The following is a 19,074-nucleotide window of genomic DNA, read 5'->3' on the forward strand; positions in this document are numbered from 1 at the left end:
CGAGATGACGATCACCCAGGAGCAGAGCGCCTGGTTCGCCGACACCTTCACGAAGCTCGTCGACAACGTCGAGCAGGTCGTGCTCGGCAAGCGCCACGTCATCGAGCTCGCCTTCACGGCGATGATCTCCGAAGGGCACCTGCTGCTCGAGGACTACCCGGGGACAGGCAAGACCTCGCTCGCCCGCGCGATGGGGCGCTCGGTGCAGGGCACGAGCTCCCGCATCCAGTTCACCCCCGACCTCCTCCCCGGCGACGTCACGGGGATCACCGTCTACGACCAGCGCCGCGGCGAGTTCGAGTTCCACCAGGGACCGATCTTCGCGAACGTCGTGCTGGCGGACGAGATCAACCGCGCGTCGCCCAAGACGCAGTCGGCGCTGCTCGAGGTGATGGAAGAGGGCCACGTCACCGTCGACGGCGTCACGCGCGGCGTCGGCGTCCCCTTCCTCGTCGTCGCCACCCAGAACCCTGTCGAGCAGGCCGGCACCTACCGGCTGCCCGAAGCGCAGCTCGACCGCTTCCTCATGAAGACCTCGCTCGGTTACCCCGACCGTGCCGCGACCATCCGGATCCTCGACGGATCCGGCGACGGCCCGCGCGAGGTCGGCCCCGTCATCACGCCGCAGGGCGTCGTCAGCATGGCCGACATCGCCCGCGGCGGCTACCTCAACCCCCTCGTCCTGGACTACATCGCGCGCATCGTCGAGGCCACCCGGCTCGCCCGCGAGGTGCGCCTGGGCGTGAGCGTGCGCGGCGCCCTCGCCCTCACGAAGGCGGCCCGCACGTGGGCGCTCGCGCACCGCCGCACCTACGTGACCCCGGACGACGTCAAAGCGCTCGCCGTCCCGGTGCTCGCGCACCGGTTGATCCTCGACCCCGAGGCGGAGTTCGACGGCGTCACCGCCGAGGCGGTCGTCGGCCAGGTGCTCCTGGACGTCGTGCCGCCCTCGCAGCAGGAGCGCGCCGACGACCGCGGTCAGCGAGAGAACGTGTGAGTTCGTCCACCCAGTCGCGACTGACCCGGACGTCGGCGGCGACCGGGTACACCCGCACGGGCTTCGAGGCCGGACGGGGCACCACCGTGCTCGCCGTCCGGGGCCTGCACGGCTGGCGCCGACTGCGCCGCGCGGCCGCCCGTGTGGGGCGCTCCGTCGCTGACACCGTCTCGCCCGCGGGCTGGGTCGTCGTCGCCGTGGCGGTGATCGGACTCGCCGCCGGCCTCGCCTTCGGGCTGCTCGAGTTCGCCGTCGCGGGCGGGGCGGCGGCGCTCCTGCTGCTCCTGTCGGTGCCGTTCCTGTTCGGCGCGCGCGCCTACGAGGTGACCCTGCGCCTCACCCACGACCGCGTCGTCGCGGGCACACCCGTCGAGGGGCGGATCGTCGTGGCGAACGTGGGCCGCCGGACGGCCCTGCCCGGTCACGTCGACCTCCCCGTCGGCGACGGGCTCGTCGACGTCCACGTCCCCCTGCTGCGACCCCGGCACGAGATCGCCGAGACCGTCGTCATCCCGACGCGCCGACGGGGCATCGTGACGGTCGGCCCCGCGCGCACGGTCCGCGGGGACCCCCTCGGCATCCTCACCCGCGAAGCGACGTGGCAGGAGACGCACACGCTCTACGTGCACCCGGTGACGACGGCGCTGCGCAGCTCCGCGACCGGACTCATCCGCGACCTGGAAGGGAGCCCCTCACGGACGATCGTCGACGCCGACTTCTCCTTCCACGCGCTCCGCCCCTACGTCCCGGGCGACTCCCCCCGTCAGGTGCACTGGAAGTCGACCGCGAAGACGGGCGCCATGATGGTGCGCCAGTACGAGGAGACCCGCCGCTCCCGCATGATCCTCGTGGTCGGGCGCGGCGGCGACGAGTTCGCCGACGACGACGAGTTCGAGCTCGCGGTCAGCGCCGCGGCATCCATCGGCGTCCGCGGGATCCGCGACGGCCGCGACGTCGCCGTCGTCACCGGTGCCGAGATCCCCGAGTTCGCGCGCGGCCGGATGCGGACCTTCCGAACGCTCACGACGATCTCGACCCGGACCCTGCTCGACGACTTCGCCGGGCTCGACCGCGGCGTGAACCCGAGTCCGCTGCGCGAGGTCGCCTCGCTCGCCTCGACGCGCCACGGCGACGCGTCGATCGCCTTCCTCGTCTGCGGATCGCCCCTCACCCCGACGCAGCTGCAGAGCGCCGCGCTCGCCTTCGACCCCGAGGTGGCCGTCGTCGCCCTCGTGTGCGCGCCGACGGCCGAGCCCGGCATCCGGCGGCTCGGCAGCATGACCGTCATCTCCATCGGGCTGCTCGACGACCTGCGTCAGCTGCTCGCCAAGGGCGCGCAGTCGTGACCGCCCCCGTCGAGGTCGTCCCGCCGCGCCGGGCCCGGCGGCGCCGGAACCCGTCGCGTGCGGGCTTCTTCGTCGGCCAGGCGCTCGTCCTCGATCTCGTCCTCGCCGTCGGGGCCGTCGCGACCTGGCCGATCTACCGCAGCACCGCCCTCGTCGTCGCCCTGACCGTCGGCATCGCCGCCGGTCACCTCGTGGCCGCCCTCGGCACCCGCTGGCGCTGGTCGGGCTGGTGGGTCGCCCTCGCCGCCCTCGGCGCGTACATCGCGCTCGGGGTGCCGGTGGCCGCGGCGGTGTCGCTCGCCTCGCCCGACGCCGCCGTGGACGCCCTCGTCGACGTCGCGACCGCCCCCGTCACGGGGTGGAAGGACCTGCTGACCCTCGAACTCCCGCTCGGGTCGTATCAGGCGACACTCGCCCCGGCCCTCTTCCTCTTCCTCGGCTGCACGGTAGCCGCGCTGTCGATCGCGTGGCGCAGTCGTCGGCGGTGGATGCCGGCGGTCGCCCTCGCGCTCCTGCCCACCGTCTTCGGGGTCGCCTTCGGCGCGCGCTCGCTCGCCTCGCCCGTGCGGGTCGGCCCGGTCGCGGTGCAGCCCGAGACCCTGCTCGGTGTCGCCGCGATCGTCACGGCGCTCGTCGCGGTGGTGTGGCGGTCCGGTCACGACCGACGCCGGGCCCTCGCCACGGCGGCCGCCGCCTCCGGGGTGGCGCGCGGCCCGGGTGGCCGGCGGCGCGGGCTCGCGGCGCGCGTCGGGACCGCGACGGGCATGGTCGTCGTGGCCGCGGCGGTCGCCGCACTGTGGGGGCCGTGGGCGCTCGCGGACCAGCCGCGCGAGGTGGCGCGGAGCGTCGTCGACCCGGTGCTCGAGCTCGAACGCGCGCCGAGCCCGCTCGCCGCGTACCGCGCCTCGTTCGGCGACGACCGCTTCGACGAACCTCTCTTCACCGTCTCCCCCGCCGCCGGCGCCGAGCGGGTACGGCTCGCGACGCTCCCCTTCTATGACGGCCGGACGGTGCGCGCGGTCGACCCGCAGGCGGGCCTCGCCGACCCGGCGACGGCGTTCACCCGCGTCCCGTCCCGGCTCGACCCGGCCGGCACCGGCGAGATCGCCGTGACGGTGCGCATCGACGCCGGCACGGGGATCTGGGTGCCGACCGTCGGCGACCTGCGCGCCGTGTCGTTCGACGGTCCCCGCGCGGCGGAGCTCGCGGACGGCTTCTTCCACAACGCCGCCACGGGTGCCGCGATCGAGATCGCAGGGAACGGTTTGCAGACCGGGGACGCCTACCGGCTCGCCGGATCCCCCTCCGAGGCGGTCGGACCCGTGGCATCCCTCACCCCGTCCCGCAGCGGGCCGTCCCTGCCGCCGGAGGTCGTCCCGGCCTCGCTGACGGAGTGGATGGAGAGCCAGGATGCCGGTACGGGCGGCGCGGCCCTCGAGACACTCGTGGACCGCCTCCGCAGCCGCGGCTACCTGAGCCACGCGCTGCAGCTGCCGGGAGGCTCCGTCCCCGCCTGGATGCGGGAGCTCGGCGGGGCCGGCTTCCAGCCCTCCCGCGCCGGGCATTCGGCCGACCGCATCGGAACGCTGTTCACGCAGCTGCTCGAGCGCGAGGCGCAGGCTCCCGGCGGCACGGACGCCGACCTCGTGGCCGCCGTCGGCGACGACGAGCAGTTCGCGGTCGCGGCGATGCTCATCGCCGACCAGCTCGGGTTCGAGGCCCGGATCGTCGTGGGGACGCGGCTCGCTTCGGACGAGGACCTGCCCGTGTGCGACGAGGGACGATGCCGGGGCGGCGATCTCGCCGCGTGGATCGAGGTGGCGGATGCCGCCGGGGGCTGGCTCCCCGTCGACGTGACCCCCCAGCACGAGAGCTTCCCGTCTCCCGATCTCGAGCAGCGGCGCGATCCCGAGAACCCGACCGAGGTGAGCCGGGAGGACGCCGAGCCGGTGCTCCCCGCCGACGCGTCGCCCTCCGACGGCGATCAGAGCGCCCCCGAGGCCGCTCCGCAGGAACGCGACCTGTCGGCGCTGTGGGCCGCGGTGCGCGTGGGCGGCGTCTCGCTGCTCGCGGTGATCGTCCTCGTCGGCCCGCTCGTCACGATCCTCGCCGTCAAGGCGCTGCGGCGGCGCGGCCGCCGGCGCGGCGACGTCGCCGCGCGCTTCACCGGCGGCTGGGAGGAGTACGTCGACACGGCGGTCGACCACGGCTACCCGGCTCCCGCCCATCTGACGCGCCAGGAGCTCGCGCGCCTGTTCGCCGGCGACGCGGAGGAGGCGGCGGGCACCCGCCTGGCGACGTGGGCCGACCGGTCGGTCTTCGACGTGGTGCCGCCGACGGCGGCCGAGAACGAGGAGTTCTGGCGGATCGTCGCGGCCGAACGCGCGCGCTTCGCGGCGGAGAAGGGCTTCTGGGCGCGGCTGCGCGCGCGCCTGTCGCTGCGCTCGTTGCTCCCGCGCGGACGGGCCGCGCGCCGATAGGGTGTGCGGTGCGGGATCGACGGAATCGATGACGGAGGGCCAGGACGGATGCAGAGCATGACCACGGAGATCCCTCTCGCGACGACGGCTGCCGAGGCGGCCGGGGCCGCCGCCGGTCTCGCCGTCGCGTCGCTGCTGGTGGCGTTCGTCCAGCTCGTCCTCGCCGCCGGTGTCTACGTGTGGACCGCCCTCGCGCTGAGCGCCGTCTTCCGGAAGGTCGACCGACCCGCCGCGCGCGCCTGGATCCCGGTGCTGAACCTCTGGACCCTGTTCGAGGTGGCCGGGATGAAGGGATGGTGGGCGGCGGTCCTCGTCGGCGGGGGCCTGCTCACCACGATCCTCGCCTCGGTCCTCAACGCGGTGTTCGTCGCGTCGGCGCAGAACGCCGCGTTCGGCGGCTCGGGCGGCGACGCCGCCGGAGCGCTCCTCGGCGCGACGGTGGTGCCCCTCGTCCTCGTGCTCCTTTTCGCGGCGGGAGCGATCATCCTCCTCGTCCGCATGATGGGCCCCCTGAACCGAGGGTTCGAGCGGGGCGGCGGGTTCGTCGTGCTGGGCGTCCTCCTGTTCCCCGTCTGGGCCTCGGTCATCGGGTGGGGCTCGGCGCAGTGGCACGGCCTGCCGCGCACCGGACTGCCGCCGACGCCGTTCGCGGGCGACGCGCAGCCGACGACGGCCGCGGCATCCGTCCCGTCGGACACGACCGCGTTCGCGCCGCCCTCGACGACCCCCTTCCCCGCCGCCGCACCGGTCACGCCGTGGTCGCCGCCGCCGCTCGCGCCGGCCCCCTCCGCGGCTCCCGCCGCCACGCCGGCGGCCCCGGTGGCGCCGCTGCCGCCCGCCCCCGCCCCGGCGGCGACCGAGGTCGAGGAGCACACCGTGCTGGCGGCGCACCGACGCCCGAGCGCCGCGCTGCGGCTCCCGAACGGGCAGACGGTCCCGCTCACCGCCGATCTCGTCGTCCTCGGTCGCAATCCGACGCCCCCGGCGCAGGCGCCCGGTGCCCAGCCCGTCCCCGTCGACGACGCGACCCGCACGGTCTCGAAGACGCACGCGCTGCTGCGCCGCGGCGAGGACGGCTGGAGCATCACCGACCTGTCCTCGACCAACGGCGTGATCGTCGGCGACGGCGACGTCGAGATCGCGGTGGGCACGCCGGTCCCCGTCCCGGGGCGGTTCCTCCTCGGCGACGCGGAGCTGTTCCTCGACGTGGGAGCCCGATGACCTCTCCCCGCCCGCTGCACGTCGAGGTCATCAGCGGATCGCTCACCGACACCGGACTGCGGCGTCGGGTGAACGAGGACGCGCACCTCGCGAGCTTCCCCGTGTTCATCGTCGCCGACGGCATGGGCGGTCACGAGGCGGGTGACCGCGCCGCGGCCGCCGTCGTCGACGCCTTCCGGGGTTTCGTCGGCCGCAGCGACGTCGCGCCCGAGGAGGTCGCCGAGGCCGTCCAGGCCGCCCACCGCGCCGTCGGCGCGATCGCCCGCGGCACCACCCGCGGCGCCGGGTCCACGCTCACCGGCGTCGTGGCCGTGCAGCAGGGCGGGGAGCCCCGGTGGCTCGTCGTCAACATCGGCGACTCCCGCGTGTACCGCCTGCTCTCCGAGCGCCTGGAGCAGGTGACCGTCGACCACTCCATCGCGCAGGAGATGGTGGATGCCGGGCGCCTGACCCGCGACGAGATGTCGACATTCGAGGGGCGCAACGTGATCACGCGCGCTGTCGGCGGCGAGCGCAGCCCCGCCGACTTCTGGCTGCTGCCGGTGGTCACCGGGGAGCGCATCCTCATCTGCTCCGACGGCCTCTCGGGCGAGATCACCGACGAGGCGATCCGGGCGGGCCTGCTGAGCGGCGCGTCCCCGGCGCAGACGACGGGGGCGCTCATCGCCCAGGCGCTCGCCCACGGCGGCCGCGACAACGTGACGGCGATCGTCGTCGACGTGGTGGGGGGCGGCATCCACCCCCGCCTCGAGGACACGACCGGCGGCCTCGTCACGAGCGAACCCGCGACCGGCACGATCGAGGTCGAGACGGTGCCGTCGCGGCGGAAACGCCATGACTGACCAGTTCGAGGACGAGACGCGCCTCGCGCCCCGCACGCGCCGCGAGCTGCGGGCCGAGCGCGACGACGACACCCGGCTCGTCGCACGTCGGGCCGAGACGGGTCCGGTCGCGGCACCGGAGGACGCCGACGAGACGCTCCTCGCCGAGCGGCGCACCGACGAGGGCACCCGGGCGACGGCCCGACGCGTCGGGCCCACGACGACGGCGGGGACGTCCATCGCGCACGGACGCGCCGACACGCCGCGGACCGCGTCGGCGCCGGGCACGCTCGTGTCGCAGCCGGTCTACGCGCCTCGGCGCGGCGAGCCCGCCGCACGCGTCGTGCGGACCCCGGTCGCGCCCCCGGTGTCCCCGGCGCCCGCACCGGCGCGCCGGTCGCGCACAGGGCTGCTGCTGCTCGTCGGCCTCGTCGGCACGGCGGTCGTCGCCGGCGCCGTCTGGGGCATCGTCGTGCTCGTTCAAGGGGGAATGTGATGACGGAGGACATCGAGATGACGGCCGAGACGGAGGCCGCCGAGCTCGGGATCGAGTTCTGCGGGGAGTGCTTCCACCCGACGCCGGGCGAGACCTTCTCCATCGGTCGCGACGCGGACCTCGTCATCGACACGAACCCGTACCTGCACCGCCGGCTGCTGGAGATCGAGTCGTCGCAGGGCATGTGGTGGCTCACCAACACGGGCCGGTCCATCTCGGTCGCGCTCGCCACGGCCGACGGCGCCTACCAGGCGATGCTCGGTCCGGGAACGCGCGTGCCGCTCGTGTTCCCCGAGCTCGTCGTCATGTTCACGGCGGGCGCGTACACGTACGAGTTCACGATCCGCAACGGCGCCGCCCGCTTCACGGGACGCACGTCCCCGCTCGAGGGCGACAGCACCGACGGCGGCACGACGATCGGCGCGGTCCCGCTGACGGCCAGCCAGCGACTACTGCTCATCGCCCTGTGCGAGCCGATCCTGCGCGGCGGGATGATGGGCTCGAGTCAGATCCCCACCTCGGCGAAGGCTGCCGAGCGCTTGGGCTGGCCGCTCACGACGTTCAACCGCAAGCTCGACAACGTGTGCGACAAGTTCGACCGCGAGGGGGTGCAGGGCCTGCGCGGCGGCGCCGGCAAGCTCGCGACGAACCGGCGCGCGCGCCTCGTCGAGCACGCCGTCCTCTCGCGCCTGGTCACGGCGGCCGACCTGCCGCTGCTGGACGCCCCGCAGACCGCCGACCGCTGAGCCGGGTCCGGCAGGCGGCGGGCGACCGCCGGCATCCGCCCGCGCGATAGCATCGAAGGCTGTGTCCGCACCCGCCCCCGTCCTCTCGTATCCCCCGGAGCTGCCCGTCAGCGCCGCGCGGGAGGAGATCACGCGCGCCATCGCGGAGAACCAGGTCGTCATCGTCGCCGGTGCCACCGGGTCGGGCAAGACGACGCAGCTGCCGAAGATGTGCCTCGAGCTCGGGCGCACGCGCATCGCCCACACGCAGCCCCGCCGGATCGCCGCCCGCTCGATCGCCGAACGCCTCGCCTCCGAGGTGCAGGTGCCGCTCGGTGGGGCGATCGGCTACAAGGTCCGCTTCACGGACGAGGTGACCGACGCCACGCAGGTCACGCTCATGACCGACGGCATCCTACTCAACGAGATCCACCGCGACCGTCTGCTGCGCCGCTACGACACGATCATCGTCGACGAGGCGCACGAGCGCTCGCTCAATGTCGACTTCCTGCTGGGGTACCTCGCCCGCATCCTGCCCGAGCGTCCCGACCTGAAGGTGATCATCACCTCGGCGACGATCGACCCCGAGAGCTTCGCGGCGCACTTCGCCGCGACCGCGCCGGACGGCGAGCGCGTGCCCGCCCCGATCATCGAGGTCTCGGGCCGCACCTACCCCGTCGAGATCCGCTACCGCCCGCACGACGCCGCGTCCGAGGACGACGTCGACGGGCTGCTCGCGGCCCTTCGAGAGCTCGACCGCGAGCCCGACGGTGACGTGCTCGTCTTCCTCCCCGGCGAGGCCGAGATCCGCGACGCGATGGATGCCGTCCGCGGCCTCTACGCGAAGGACGCGCGTCCGACGGAGGTGCTCCCCCTGTTCGGCCGGCTCAGCTCCGCCGAGCAGCACCGCGTGTTCGAGCCGTCTTCGGTCGCCGGGGTGCGGCGGCGGATCATCCTCGCCACGAACGTCGCCGAGACGAGCCTCACCGTCCCCGGTATCCGCTACGTCGTCGACGCCGGCACGGCGCGCATCTCGCGCTACAGCGTGCGGTCGAAGATCCAGCGCCTGCCGATCGAGGCGATCTCGCAGGCCTCCGCGCAGCAGCGCTCGGGGCGCGCCGGCCGCACGTCGGCGGGCACCGCGATCCGCCTCTACGGCGAGGACGACTTCACCTCCCGGCCGGAGTTCACCGAGCCCGAGATCCTCCGCACTTCGCTCGCATCGGTGATCCTGCAGATGCTCTCGCTCGGGTTCGGCGACGTCACGGAGTTCCCGTTCCTCACGAAGCCCGACAGTCGCGGCGTGAAGGCCGCGGTCGAGCTGCTCACCGAGCTCCGCGCCGTGACGGGGCGCACGGGCGCGCTGCGGCTGACGGGCCTCGGCCGGCGGATCGCCCGTCTGCCGATCGACCCCCGCTTCGCGCGGATGCTGCTGGAGGCCGAGAAGCTCGGCGTCTCGCGCGACGTCCTCGCGATCGTCGCGGGGCTGTCGATCCAGGACGTCCGCGAACGCCCCGAGGAGCGCCGGGAGGAGGCCGACCGGCTGCACGCCCGGTTCGTCGACCCGACGAGCGACTTCCTCACCCTGCTGAACCTCTGGAACCATCTCCGCGAGCAGCAGCGCGAGCTGGGGTCGAGCGCGTTCCGGCGCCTGTGCCGCAGCGAGCACCTCAACTACGTGCGGGTGCGGGAGTGGTTCGACGTGCACCGCCAGCTGAGCACGCTGTCGCGCTCGGGCGCCCCGAAGGACGCGCCCCGCCGCACCGCCGGCGCCGCCGACCCCGATGCGCTGCACCGCGCGATCCTCTCGGGTCTCCTGTCGCACATCGGCATCCTCGACACGCGCTCGGTCACGACCGATCCCGCAAAGAAGAACGCCCGCAAGCCCCTCCCGCAGTACCGGGGTGCCCGCGGCGCCTCGTTCGCGATCTTCCCCGGCTCGGGCCTGCGCAAAGCCTCGCCCGACGCCGTCATGGCCGCCGAGCTCGTCGAGACCTCGCGCCTGTTCGGCCGGACCGTCGCGGCGATCGACCCCGCGTGGGCCGAGGACCTCGCCGGCGATCTCGCGCACCGCAGTCTCAGCGACCCGCACTGGTCGAAGGATGCCGGTGCCGCCGTCGCGGCCGAGAAGGTGACGCTCTTCGGGGTCGAGATCATCCCGCGCCGGCGCGTGCAGCTCGCCCGCCGCGACCGCGACCTGGCGCGCGAACTGTTCCTGCGCCACGCGCTCGTCGAGGGCGAGTGGAACAGCCAGCACCTCGACAAGCGGCTCACCGCGTTCGAGCGCCGCAACGGCGAGCTCCGCCGCCAGCTCGAGCGCATCGAGGAGCGGGAGCGTCGCCGCGACATCCTCGTCGGCGACGAGGCCGTGTACGCCTTCTACGACGCGCGCGTGCCGCACGACGTGTTCGACGTCCGCTCGTTCGAGGCGTGGTGGCGCGAGACGCAGCCGCGCACCCCGAAGCTGCTCGACATGACCGAGGGCGACCTCCTCGGCGAGTCCGCCCGCACCGACGAGCGCGACTTCCCGGCGCGCTGGCGTCAGGGCGACCAGGTGCTGTCGGTCGCCTACCGGTTCGAGCCGGGCGCCCCCGACGACGGCGTCAGCATCGTCGTGCCGCTGGCCCTCCTCGCGCAGCTGCGGCCCGACGGTTTCGACTGGCAGGTGCCCGGGATGCGGGACGAGCTCGTCACGGCGCTCATCAAGGCGCTCCCGAAGGCGATCCGGCGCCACGTCGTCCCGGCCGCGGACTGGGCGGCGACCCTCGGCGACGAGCTGCGCGGCTCGGGGCCGGAGGACACCGACGGACTCCCGGCATCCACCCTGCGCGCGGCGCTCGCCGCACGCATCCAGCGCGTCGCGCACCAGCCGGTGACCGAGCGCGACTTCGACCTCGAGCGCGTGCCCGCCCACCTGACCGTCTCGTTCCGCGCCGTCGACCAGCGCGGGCGCACGGTGGGGTCGTCCCGCGATCTGCGCGAGCTGCAGGACCGCCTCGCCGGTCGCGCCCGCGAGTCGGTCGCCCGGTCGCTCAGCCCGAGGAGAGGGCCGCAGCCCTCGGCATCCCCCGCCGCGGCCGTCGCGGCCGCGAGCGCGCCGATCGAACGCACGGGCATCACGACGTGGGACGTGGGCGACCTGCCCGCCGTCGTCGACACGAAGGTCGCCGGCGGTGTCGTCCGCGGCTACCCCGCCCTCGTCGACACGAAGGACGCCGTGTCGCTGCGGATCGAGGCGACCGCCGAGCGCGCGGCCGAGCTGACCCGCGCGGGCGCGCGGCGCCTGCTGCTGCTCGCCGTCCCCTCCCCCACGGCCTACGTGATGGACCACCTGACCGCACCCGAAAAGCTGGCCCTCGCGGCGTCGCCGTACCCCTCGGCGAAGGCGCTGATCGAGGACGCCCGGGTCGCCGTGGCCGACGCCGTCATGGGCGACGCCGTCCTCCGCACCGAGGCCGCGTTCACGGCCGCCCGCGACGCGTTCTCGAGCCGCGTCGTCGACGAGCTCTTCCAGGCGGTGTCGCTCGCCGCCCGCATCCTCACCCTGCAGCGCGACGTCGAACGCGCCGTCAAGAACCAGAACTCGATGACGCTGCTCGCCGCCCTCGGCGACGTGAAGGGTCAGCTCGCGGCGCTCCTGCACCCGGGTTTCCTCTCCCGCACCGGCACCGCCCGTCTCGCGCACCTGCCGCGTTACCTGCAGGGGGCGAAGGAGCGCGTCGACGCCCTCTCCGACAACCCCGGCCGCGACCGCCAGCGGATGACCGAGTACGAGCGCGCCGCAGCCCTGTTCGCGGATGCCGGGGGCACCCTCCCGCTCCCCGCCGGCGCTCCCGCGCACCTGGTCCACGCGCGGTGGCTCCTCGAGGAGTTCCGCGTGAGCCTGTTCGCGCAGCGCCTCGGCACCGCCGAGCCCGTGTCGCTGCAGCGGATCTCGAAGGCGCTCGCCGAGCGCGGCTGAACTCAGCCGGCCCGCAGCAGGTCGCGGTAGAACTCGATCCCCCGCAGCCACGACCCCACGCGGATGCGCTCGTTGTGCGAGTGCAGAGCCCCCCGCTCGCCGCGCGTCAGGTGGAACGGCGTGAATCGATACACGTGATCGCTGATCGCGGTGAACCACCGGCTGTCGCTGGCGCCGAGCTGGATGTAGGGCGTCGGGAGGACGTCCTCCCCGAGAGCCGACGCGGTGGCGGCGACGAGGCGGTCCCACGCGGGTCCCGTCCACGGCGACACCGGCGAGGGCTCCGAGGCCGACGCGACCTCGACCTCGACGTGGCGGTCGGCGATGACACGACGGATGCGGGCGGCCGCCGACGCGGCCGTGTCGCCGGGCAGCAGCCTGACGTTCACGCTCGCCCGGGCGGAGGTGGCGAGGACGTTCGCCCCCGCGGCGCCGGCGAGCTCGGTCACCACCGCCGTCGTCCGCACGAGGGCGTTCAACTCGGGACCGAGCCGCGGGAAGACCTTCGCGAGCAGCCGTCCCGTCACGCCGATGCTCGCGAAGACGGGCCGCAGCGGGCCGGTCGTGTGCGGGGCGACGGTCTCGAACATCGCGCGCACGGGCGGCACGAGACGCGTCGGGAACGGCCGGCGATGCAGCCGCAGCACGGCCCGCGCGAGCCGCGCGGTGGCGGGGTCGCGGGGCGGGGTCGAGGCGTGCCCGCCGAGCTCCCGCGCGGTGAGGTGCACGGTCATGACGCCGCGCTCGGCGACGCCGATCACGGCGGTGGGCACGTGCACGCCGGGGATCGCGCCCTCGACGACCGCGCCGCCCTCGTCGAGCACGAGCGAGGGCCGCACGCCGCGCTGCCGCAGGACCTCGACGATGGCCTGGGCGCCGTCGCCGGCGACCTCCTCGTTGTGGCCGAAGGCGAGGTAGACGTCCCGCTGCGGCGTGAACCCCTCGGTAACGAGGGCGTCGACGGCTTCGAGGATCGCGACGAGCGCGCCCTTGTCGTCGACCGCGCCGCGCGCGTGGATCTCGGCGTCGTCGCCCGACCCGACCGTCTCGGCGCCGAACGGGTCGCGGTCCCACTCGTCCGCGACGACCGGCACGACGTCGATGTGCGCCATGAGGACGAGAGGAGCCGCGGCATCCGCTCCGCGCCAGCGGTAGAGCAGCGAGTAGCCGCCGACGACCTCGCGCTCGAGCGCGCCGTGGAGCGCGGGATAGAGCCGCTCGACGGCGTCCCGGAAGCGGACGAACGGTGCGCCCTCGGCATCCGTTTCCCCCGGCGGCATCGACACCGTCGGGATCCGCAGCAGCTCGCGGAACCGGTCGAGGGCGGCGGCGTCGGGACGGGTCACGATCCGACTCTAGATCCGGTGCGCGCGCCGCGCCGATAGGCTCGGGCGATGACCTCTCTTCGCTGGGGAATCCTGGCCACCGGCGGCATCGCGCACGCCTTCACCTCGGACCTGAAGACGGCGGGGCGCACCGTCACCGCCGTCGGCTCGCGCCGGCTCGACTCCGCGCAGGCGTTCGCGGAGCAGTACGGGATCCCCCACGCCCACGGATCGTACGAGGATCTCGTCGCCGACCCCGAGGTGGACATCGTCTACATCGCGACCCCGCACAGCCACCACCTCGCGGGCGCCGCGCTCGCCCTCGAGCACGGCAAGCACGTCCTCATCGAGAAGCCCCTCACGCTCGACGCCGACCAGGCCGTCGCGATCCGCGACCTCGCCGCCGATCACGGCCTGCTCGCGATGGAGGCGATGTGGACGCGCTACCTCCCCCACATGGTGCGCCTGCGCGAGATCCTCGCCGACGGCGTCATCGGCGAGGTCCGCCTCGTGAGCGCCGACCACACCCAGAACATCACCGACGACCCGAGCCACCGTCTCAACGACCTCGCGCTCGGCGGGGGCGCGCTGCTCGACCTCGGCATCTACCCGGTCTCGTTCGCCTGGGACGTCCTCGGCGCACCGGCCGAGATCCGCGCCACGGCGCAGCTGGCCTCGACCGGGGCCGACACCGACGTCGCGATCGCGATGGTGCACGCGAACGGCGGCGTGTCCTCGCTCCTCACCTCCTCGCGCGCGGCGGGCGCGAACGCCGCCCAGGTCGTCGGGACGAAGGGGCGCATCGAGATCGACGGCGTCTTCTACGCGCCGACCACGTTCCGCGTGTTCGGGGCGGACGGGACGCTCGTCGAGGAGTTCCGCACCGAGATCGACGGCCGCGGCATGCAGTTCCAGGCCCTCCACGCCGAGCAGCTCGTCGCGCAGGGGCGCACCGACGGCGACATCCTCCCGATCGACGAGAGCGTCGCGATCATGGGCACCCTCGACGAGATCCGCCGGCAGATCGGCGTCGTCTACCCGCGCGGCTGACGCCGCGGCTCAGGCCGGGTCGCCGAGCTCGCGGCGGCGCCGGGCGAGTTCCGCGCGCAGCCGCTCCTCCTCGATCTCGCGCTCGAGGTCGGCGAGCTGCTGCTCGGTCGAGCGGGCCTCGTGCGCGCGCACCGGGGCGGGTTCGCTCGCCCAGGGGGCGAACTGCGGCGGACGGCTGACCTCGCGCCGCGGGTACTCGCGCCCGATCGCGAACCACAGCACCGTCCCGAGGAACGGCAGCAGGATGACGACGAAGAGCCAGACCGTCTTGGGCATGTGCTTCACGAGGCTCTGATCGCGCGTGATGATGTCGACGAGCGCGAAGATCATCCCGGCCAGGACGACGAGCGAGACCAGATAGGGCATGCGGCCGAGTCTATGAGTCGGCGGTGAACGACCGCATCCCCTCCTCCGCGTCGGGAAGAGGGGATGCGATGGGCCGGTGAGCGGGCCGGTTCAGCCGGTGGTCAGGGCACCGATGAGGCCGCTCACGACCATGTAGAGACCCACGGCACCGCCGCAGATCCACATCGTGATCCGCGCGGTCGTCGGACCGGGTCGGTCGAGGTCGCCCGTGGGCAGATTCTTCGCCATCTCAGTGGCCTGCCCGACGCTTGTTGTAAACGTCGAAGGCGACGGCGAACAGCAGCACGAGACCCTTCACGGCCTGCTGCCAGTCGATGCCGATGCCCATGATCGACATGCCGTTGTTCAGGACACCGATGATGAGACCACCGATGATCGCGCCGCCGATCGTGCCGACACCGCCCTGCACCGCTGCGCCGCCGATGAAGGCCGCCGAGATCGCCTCGAGCTCGAAGCCCTCACCCGCCTTGGGACCGGCGAGGTTGAGGCGCGCGGTGAAGATGAGGCCCGCCAGTGCGGCGAGGACACCCATGTTCACGAAGAGCCAGAAGTCCACACGACGCGTCTTGATGCCCGACAGTTCCGCCGCGTGGCGGTTGCCGCCGATGGCGTAGATGTGACGGCCGAAGACCGTGCGGTTCATCACGATGCCGTAGACGAGCACGAGGACGGCGAGCACGATCAGGGTGACAGGGATGCCCTTGTACGAGGCCAGCGCGAGGGTGAACCAGCCGATGACGACCGCGACGAGCGCGAGCTTGGCGATGAACCAGATGAGCGGGTCGACGTCCTGGTCGTACTTCTGACGGCCGAGGCGCGTGCGGACCTGCTGCACCGCGAGGGCGACGATGGCGACCGCACCGATGACGAGCGTGAACAGGTCGGGGTCGGACTCGCCGAACAGGCCCGCGAGGAAGCCGTTGCCGAGCGCGCGGTACTCCGTCGGGAACGAGCCGATGTTCTGGTTGCCGAGCACCACGAGCGCGAGGCCGCGGAAGATCAGCATGCCCGCCAGGGTCACGATGAAGGCGGGGATGCCGACGTACGCGACCCAGAAGCCCTGCCAGGCGCCGACGAGGGCACCGATCAGGAGCGACAGGATGATCGCGACGCCCCAGGGCAGTCCCATGTCGACCGCCAGCACACCCGACACGGCGCCGATGAAGGCCGCGACGGACCCGACGGACAGGTCGATGTGGCCGGCGATGATGATCATCACCATGCCGATCGCCAGCACGAGGATGTACCCGTTCTGGACGACCAGGTTCGACAGGTTCTGCGGACGCAGCAGGATGCCGTCGGTGAGGATCGCGAACAGGACGACGACCGCGATCAGGGCGATGAAGATGCCGTTGCGGCCGAGGTCGGACAGGACCGTCGCCAGCCAGCGGGTGACGCGGTTGTCGGACGGATGGATGCCGCCGCCGGCGGCGGTCTCCGTGGAAGTGGTGTTGGACATGTGTGTCTCCTGCCCCGTCAGCGGGGCTTCTCCATGGTCATGAGTTTGAGGACGTGTTCGGGGGTGGCCTCGCTGATCGGCACCTCACCGGTGATCCGACCCTCCGACAGCGCGTACACGCGGTCGGAGATGCCGAGGAGTTCGGGGAGCTCCGACGAGATGACGATGACGCCCTTCCCGGCGGCGGCGAGCTTGTTGATGATCGTGTAGATCTCGTACTTCGCTCCGACGTCGATGCCGCGGGTGGGCTCGTCGAGGATGAGCACCTCCGGGTCGGAGTAGATCCACTTCGACAGGACGACCTTCTGCTGGTTGCCGCCCGAGAGCTTCCCGGTCTTGGCGAGCACGGTCGGCGCCTTGATGTTCATGCTCTTGCGGTACTGGTTGGCGACGGCGAACTCCTCGTTGTCGTCGACCAGCCCCGCCTTCTCGAGCTTCTTCAGCGACGCCATCGAGATGTTCCGCTTGATGTCGTCGATGAGGTTCAGTCCGTAGGTCTTGCGGTCCTCGGTGGCGTACGCGAGGCCGTTGGCGATCGCCTCCGACACCGTGCGCGTGCGGATCTCCTGGCCGCGCATGAAGACCTTGCCCGAGATGCGGGTGCCGTAGCTGTGGCCGAACAGGCTCATCGCGAACTCGGTCCGGCCGGCGCCCATGAGGCCGGCGATCCCGACGATCTCGCCCGCGCGGACCGTGATCGACACGTCGTCGACGACGACACGGGTCGGGTCCTGCGGGTGGTGCGCGGTCCAGTTCTCGACACGCAGCAGCTCGTCGCCGATCTGCGGTTCGTGGTCGGGGTAGCGGTGCTCGAGGTCGCGACCCACCATGTCCTTGATGATGCGGTCCTCGGTGACGTCGGACTTCGCGATCGTCTCGATCGTCTTGCCGTCGCGGATGACCGTGACGGCGTCGGCGACCTTCTTGATCTCGTTCAGCTTGTGGCTGATGATGATCGACGTGATCCCCTCCTCGCGGAGGCTGAGGATCAGATCGAGCAGGTGATCGGAGTCCTCGTCGTTCAGCGCGGCGGTCGGCTCGTCGAGGATGAGGAGCTTGACCTCCTTCGAGAGCGCCTTGGCGATCTCGACGAGCTGCTGCTTGCCGACACCGAGCTGGTTGACCTTCGTGGTGGGGTTCTCGCGCAGTCCGACGCGCTTGAGCAGCTCCGCCGCCTCGAAGTTGGTCTTGTTCCAGTCGATGAGGCCGCCCGCGCCCGTGCGCTCATTGTTGAGGAAGATGTTCTCGGCGATCGAGAGGTAGGGGCTGAGGGCGAGCTCCTGGTGGATGATGACGATGCCGCGCGCTTCGCTGTCGCGCAGGCTCTTGAACTCGACGACGTCGCCGGCGTAGTGGATCTCGCCGTCGTAGGTGCCGTGCGGGTAGACACCCGACAGCACCTTCATGAGCGTCGACTTGCCGGCGCCGTTCTCGCCGCAGATGGCGTGGATCTCGCCGCGCTGGACGGCGAAGTTGACGTTCGACAGCGCCTTCACGCCAGGGAACGTCTTGGTGATGCCGCGCATCTCGAGGATGGTCTCGGTCACGATCTCCGACTTCCGTGAGGGATGGATGGGGGTGCGTCGGCGGCGAGGCGAACCTCGCCGCCGACGCGGATGGTCAGTGGCGGACCCGAGTCAGAGACCCAGCTCCTCCGCCGTCCAGTAGCCCGTGTCGACGAGCGCCGACTGGACGTTGTCCTTGACGACCGGGACCGGGGCCAGCAGGTACGACGGGACGACCTTGACGTCGTTGTCGTACGTGGTGGTGTCGTTGGTCTCGGGCTCTTCGTCGTTGAGCACGGCGACGGCCATGTCCGCGGCGACCTTGGCCAGCTCGCGGGTGTCCTTGAAGATCGTCGCGTACTGCTCGCCGCTCAGGATGGCCTTGACCGAGTCGACCTCGGCGTCCTGACCGGAGATGATCGGCCACTCCTCACCGACGGAGTAGCCGGCGTCGGCGAGAGCCGAGATGATGCCGCGGGAGATGCCGTCGTAGGGCGACAGGACGGCGTCGACCTGCGTGCCGTCGCTGTAGTTGGCCGTGAGGATGTCCTCCATGCGGCTCTGCGCGGTCTCGCCGTCCCAGCGGAGCGTCGCTGCCTGCTCGATGCTCGTCTGGCCCGACTTGACGACGAGCGTGCCGTCTTCGATGTAGGGCTTCAGGACGTCCATCGCGCCGTTGAAGAAGAAGAACGCGTTGTTGTCGTCCAGCGAGCCGGCGAACAGCTCGATGTTGAACGGCCCCTCGGGCGCGTCGTCCAGCTTGTTGCCCTCGAGGTCGGTCAGGCCGAGACCGTTGAGGACGGTCCATGCCTGCTGGTTGCCGACGAGCTCGTTGTCGAACGTCGCGTAGTAGTCGACGTTCTCGGTGCCCTTGATGAGGCGGTCGTAGGCGATGACGGGGATGTCGGCATCCGCGGCGTTCTGCAGGGCCTCGGTCAGCGTCGTGCCGTCGATCGAGGCGACGATCAGCGCCTCGGCGCCCTTGGTGATCATGTTCTCGATCTGCGAGACCTGGGTGGGGATGTCGTCCTCGGCGTACTGCAGGTCGACCTTGTAGCCCTGGTCCTCCAGTGCCTTCTTGACGGCGTCGCCGTCCTGGATCCAGCGCTCGGAGCTCTTGGTCGGCATCGCGACGCCGATCAGGCCGCCGTCGCCGCCGCCCTCGTTGCCGCCGCCGCTGGTGCCACCGCCGTTGCCGCCGGCGCATGCCGTGAGTGCGAGGGCGCCGGCTGCGAGGCCGACGAAGATGATCCTCTTGAGTTTCACTGTGATTCCTTTCCCGTTGACTTCGGTGTCGTGGTGTTCGGTTGGTGCATGACCCC

Annotated in this window: 15 protein-coding genes; 9 read left to right on the forward strand and 6 right to left on the reverse strand. The window is 72.4% G+C overall.

Features of this window, described 5'->3' with window-relative positions; all coding sequences use genetic code 11:
- The first annotated feature begins 4 nt into the window (after window positions 1-4).
- The 8 genes from AB0P29_RS02565 (at window position 5) to hrpA (ending at window position 12,047) form a co-directional block, all read left to right on the forward strand.
- A complete protein-coding gene (locus AB0P29_RS02565; protein ID WP_064001698.1) occupies window positions 5-997 on the forward strand; it encodes a MoxR family ATPase in 993 nt (330 codons plus the stop codon).
- Complete coding sequence (locus AB0P29_RS02570) at window positions 994-2,343, forward strand: DUF58 domain-containing protein (protein ID WP_363378207.1); 1,350 nt, start codon at window positions 994-996, stop codon at window positions 2,341-2,343. The genes AB0P29_RS02565 and AB0P29_RS02570 overlap by 4 nt, the downstream gene beginning before the upstream one ends.
- Window positions 2,340-4,823, forward strand: coding sequence for a transglutaminase-like domain-containing protein (locus tag AB0P29_RS02575; protein ID WP_363378209.1), 2,484 nt, complete (start codon window positions 2,340-2,342; stop codon window positions 4,821-4,823). The genes AB0P29_RS02570 and AB0P29_RS02575 overlap by 4 nt, the downstream gene beginning before the upstream one ends.
- 57 nt (window positions 4,824-4,880) lie before the next feature.
- Window positions 4,881-6,044, forward strand: a complete 1,164-nt coding sequence (locus tag AB0P29_RS02580) for a DUF5684 domain-containing protein (protein ID WP_363378211.1) — start codon at window positions 4,881-4,883, stop codon at window positions 6,042-6,044.
- Complete coding sequence (locus AB0P29_RS02585; RefSeq protein ID WP_363378213.1) at window positions 6,041-6,886, forward strand: protein phosphatase 2C domain-containing protein; 846 nt, start codon at window positions 6,041-6,043, stop codon at window positions 6,884-6,886. Before AB0P29_RS02580 ends, AB0P29_RS02585 begins: the two co-directional genes overlap by 4 nt.
- Window positions 6,879-7,361: a hypothetical protein gene (locus AB0P29_RS02590; RefSeq protein WP_363378215.1), complete on the forward strand. Its 483-nt coding sequence runs from the start codon at window positions 6,879-6,881 to the stop codon at window positions 7,359-7,361. The genes AB0P29_RS02585 and AB0P29_RS02590 overlap by 8 nt, the downstream gene beginning before the upstream one ends.
- Before the next feature lie 17 nt (window positions 7,362-7,378).
- Entirely contained in the window at window positions 7,379-8,107 is a 729-nt protein-coding gene (locus AB0P29_RS02595; protein ID WP_363378536.1) for a hypothetical protein, read from the forward strand.
- Window positions 8,108-8,168: 61 nt separating this feature from the next.
- Window positions 8,169-12,047: an ATP-dependent RNA helicase HrpA gene (gene hrpA / locus AB0P29_RS02600; protein WP_363378216.1), complete on the forward strand. Its 3,879-nt coding sequence runs from the start codon at window positions 8,169-8,171 to the stop codon at window positions 12,045-12,047.
- 2 nt (window positions 12,048-12,049) lie between these two features.
- Here the strand turns inward: hrpA and AB0P29_RS02605 are convergent, their stop codons facing one another.
- The gene (locus AB0P29_RS02605) at window positions 12,050-13,393 is read right to left on the reverse strand and encodes a M20/M25/M40 family metallo-hydrolase (protein WP_363378218.1); all 1,344 of its coding nucleotides are present in this window, start codon (window positions 13,391-13,393) and stop codon (window positions 12,050-12,052) included.
- Window positions 13,394-13,441: 48 nt separating this feature from the next.
- Here AB0P29_RS02605 and AB0P29_RS02610 point away from each other — a divergent pair, with 48 nt between their 5' ends.
- Window positions 13,442-14,422 carry a Gfo/Idh/MocA family oxidoreductase gene (locus AB0P29_RS02610; protein ID WP_363378220.1) on the forward strand — a complete coding sequence of 327 codons (981 nt, stop codon included), beginning with the start codon at window positions 13,442-13,444 and terminating at the stop codon, window positions 14,420-14,422.
- A gap of 9 nt (window positions 14,423-14,431) precedes the next feature.
- On the opposite strand, the gene AB0P29_RS02615 is transcribed toward AB0P29_RS02610, so the two are convergent.
- The 5 genes from AB0P29_RS02615 to chvE form a co-directional block, all read right to left on the reverse strand.
- On the reverse strand, window positions 14,432-14,788 hold the full coding sequence (locus AB0P29_RS02615) for a PLD nuclease N-terminal domain-containing protein (protein ID WP_363378222.1): 357 nt from the start codon (window positions 14,786-14,788) through the stop codon (window positions 14,432-14,434).
- A 90-nt stretch (window positions 14,789-14,878) separates the two neighbouring features.
- Complete coding sequence (locus AB0P29_RS02620; protein ID WP_311862569.1) at window positions 14,879-15,016, reverse strand: hypothetical protein; 138 nt, start codon at window positions 15,014-15,016, stop codon at window positions 14,879-14,881.
- A 1-nt stretch (window position 15,017) separates the two neighbouring features.
- Window positions 15,018-16,247, reverse strand: coding sequence for a multiple monosaccharide ABC transporter permease (mmsB, locus tag AB0P29_RS02625; protein WP_254631954.1), 1,230 nt, complete (start codon window positions 16,245-16,247; stop codon window positions 15,018-15,020).
- 17 nt (window positions 16,248-16,264) lie between these two features.
- On the reverse strand, window positions 16,265-17,794 hold the full coding sequence (gene mmsA / locus AB0P29_RS02630) for a multiple monosaccharide ABC transporter ATP-binding protein (protein ID WP_363378224.1): 1,530 nt from the start codon (window positions 17,792-17,794) through the stop codon (window positions 16,265-16,267).
- Window positions 17,795-17,884: 90 nt separating this feature from the next.
- Window positions 17,885-19,018: a multiple monosaccharide ABC transporter substrate-binding protein gene (chvE, locus tag AB0P29_RS02635; RefSeq protein WP_253035884.1), complete on the reverse strand. Its 1,134-nt coding sequence runs from the start codon at window positions 19,016-19,018 to the stop codon at window positions 17,885-17,887.
- Between the last annotated feature and the right edge of the window lie 56 nt (window positions 19,019-19,074).

The sequence above is a fragment of the Microbacterium sp. NPDC080220 genome (assembly GCF_040686395.1).
In the GTDB taxonomy this organism is placed as follows: Bacteria; Actinomycetota; Actinomycetes; order Actinomycetales; family Microbacteriaceae; genus Microbacterium; species Microbacterium gawkjiense.

What these genes read in the sequence shown, in the direction of transcription:
- AB0P29_RS02565 (WP_064001698.1), top strand. Translation starts at nt 5, where the DNA reads ATGACGATCACCCAGGAGCAGAGCGCCTGGTTCGCCGACACCTTCACG.
- AB0P29_RS02580 (WP_363378211.1), top strand. Translation starts at nt 4,881, where the DNA reads ATGACCACGGAGATCCCTCTCGCGACGACGGCTGCCGAGGCGGCCGGG.
- AB0P29_RS02585 (WP_363378213.1), top strand. Translation starts at nt 6,041, where the DNA reads ATGACCTCTCCCCGCCCGCTGCACGTCGAGGTCATCAGCGGATCGCTC.
- AB0P29_RS02590 (WP_363378215.1), top strand. Translation starts at nt 6,879, where the DNA reads ATGACTGACCAGTTCGAGGACGAGACGCGCCTCGCGCCCCGCACGCGC.
- AB0P29_RS02595 (WP_363378536.1), top strand. Translation starts at nt 7,379, where the DNA reads ATGACGGCCGAGACGGAGGCCGCCGAGCTCGGGATCGAGTTCTGCGGG.
- AB0P29_RS02610 (WP_363378220.1), top strand. Translation starts at nt 13,442, where the DNA reads ATGACCTCTCTTCGCTGGGGAATCCTGGCCACCGGCGGCATCGCGCAC.
- AB0P29_RS02615 (WP_363378222.1), bottom strand. Translation starts at nt 14,788, where the DNA reads ATGCCCTATCTGGTCTCGCTCGTCGTCCTGGCCGGGATGATCTTCGCG.
- AB0P29_RS02620 (WP_311862569.1), bottom strand. Translation starts at nt 15,016, where the DNA reads ATGGCGAAGAATCTGCCCACGGGCGACCTCGACCGACCCGGTCCGACG.
- mmsB (WP_254631954.1), bottom strand. Translation starts at nt 16,247, where the DNA reads ATGTCCAACACCACTTCCACGGAGACCGCCGCCGGCGGCGGCATCCAT.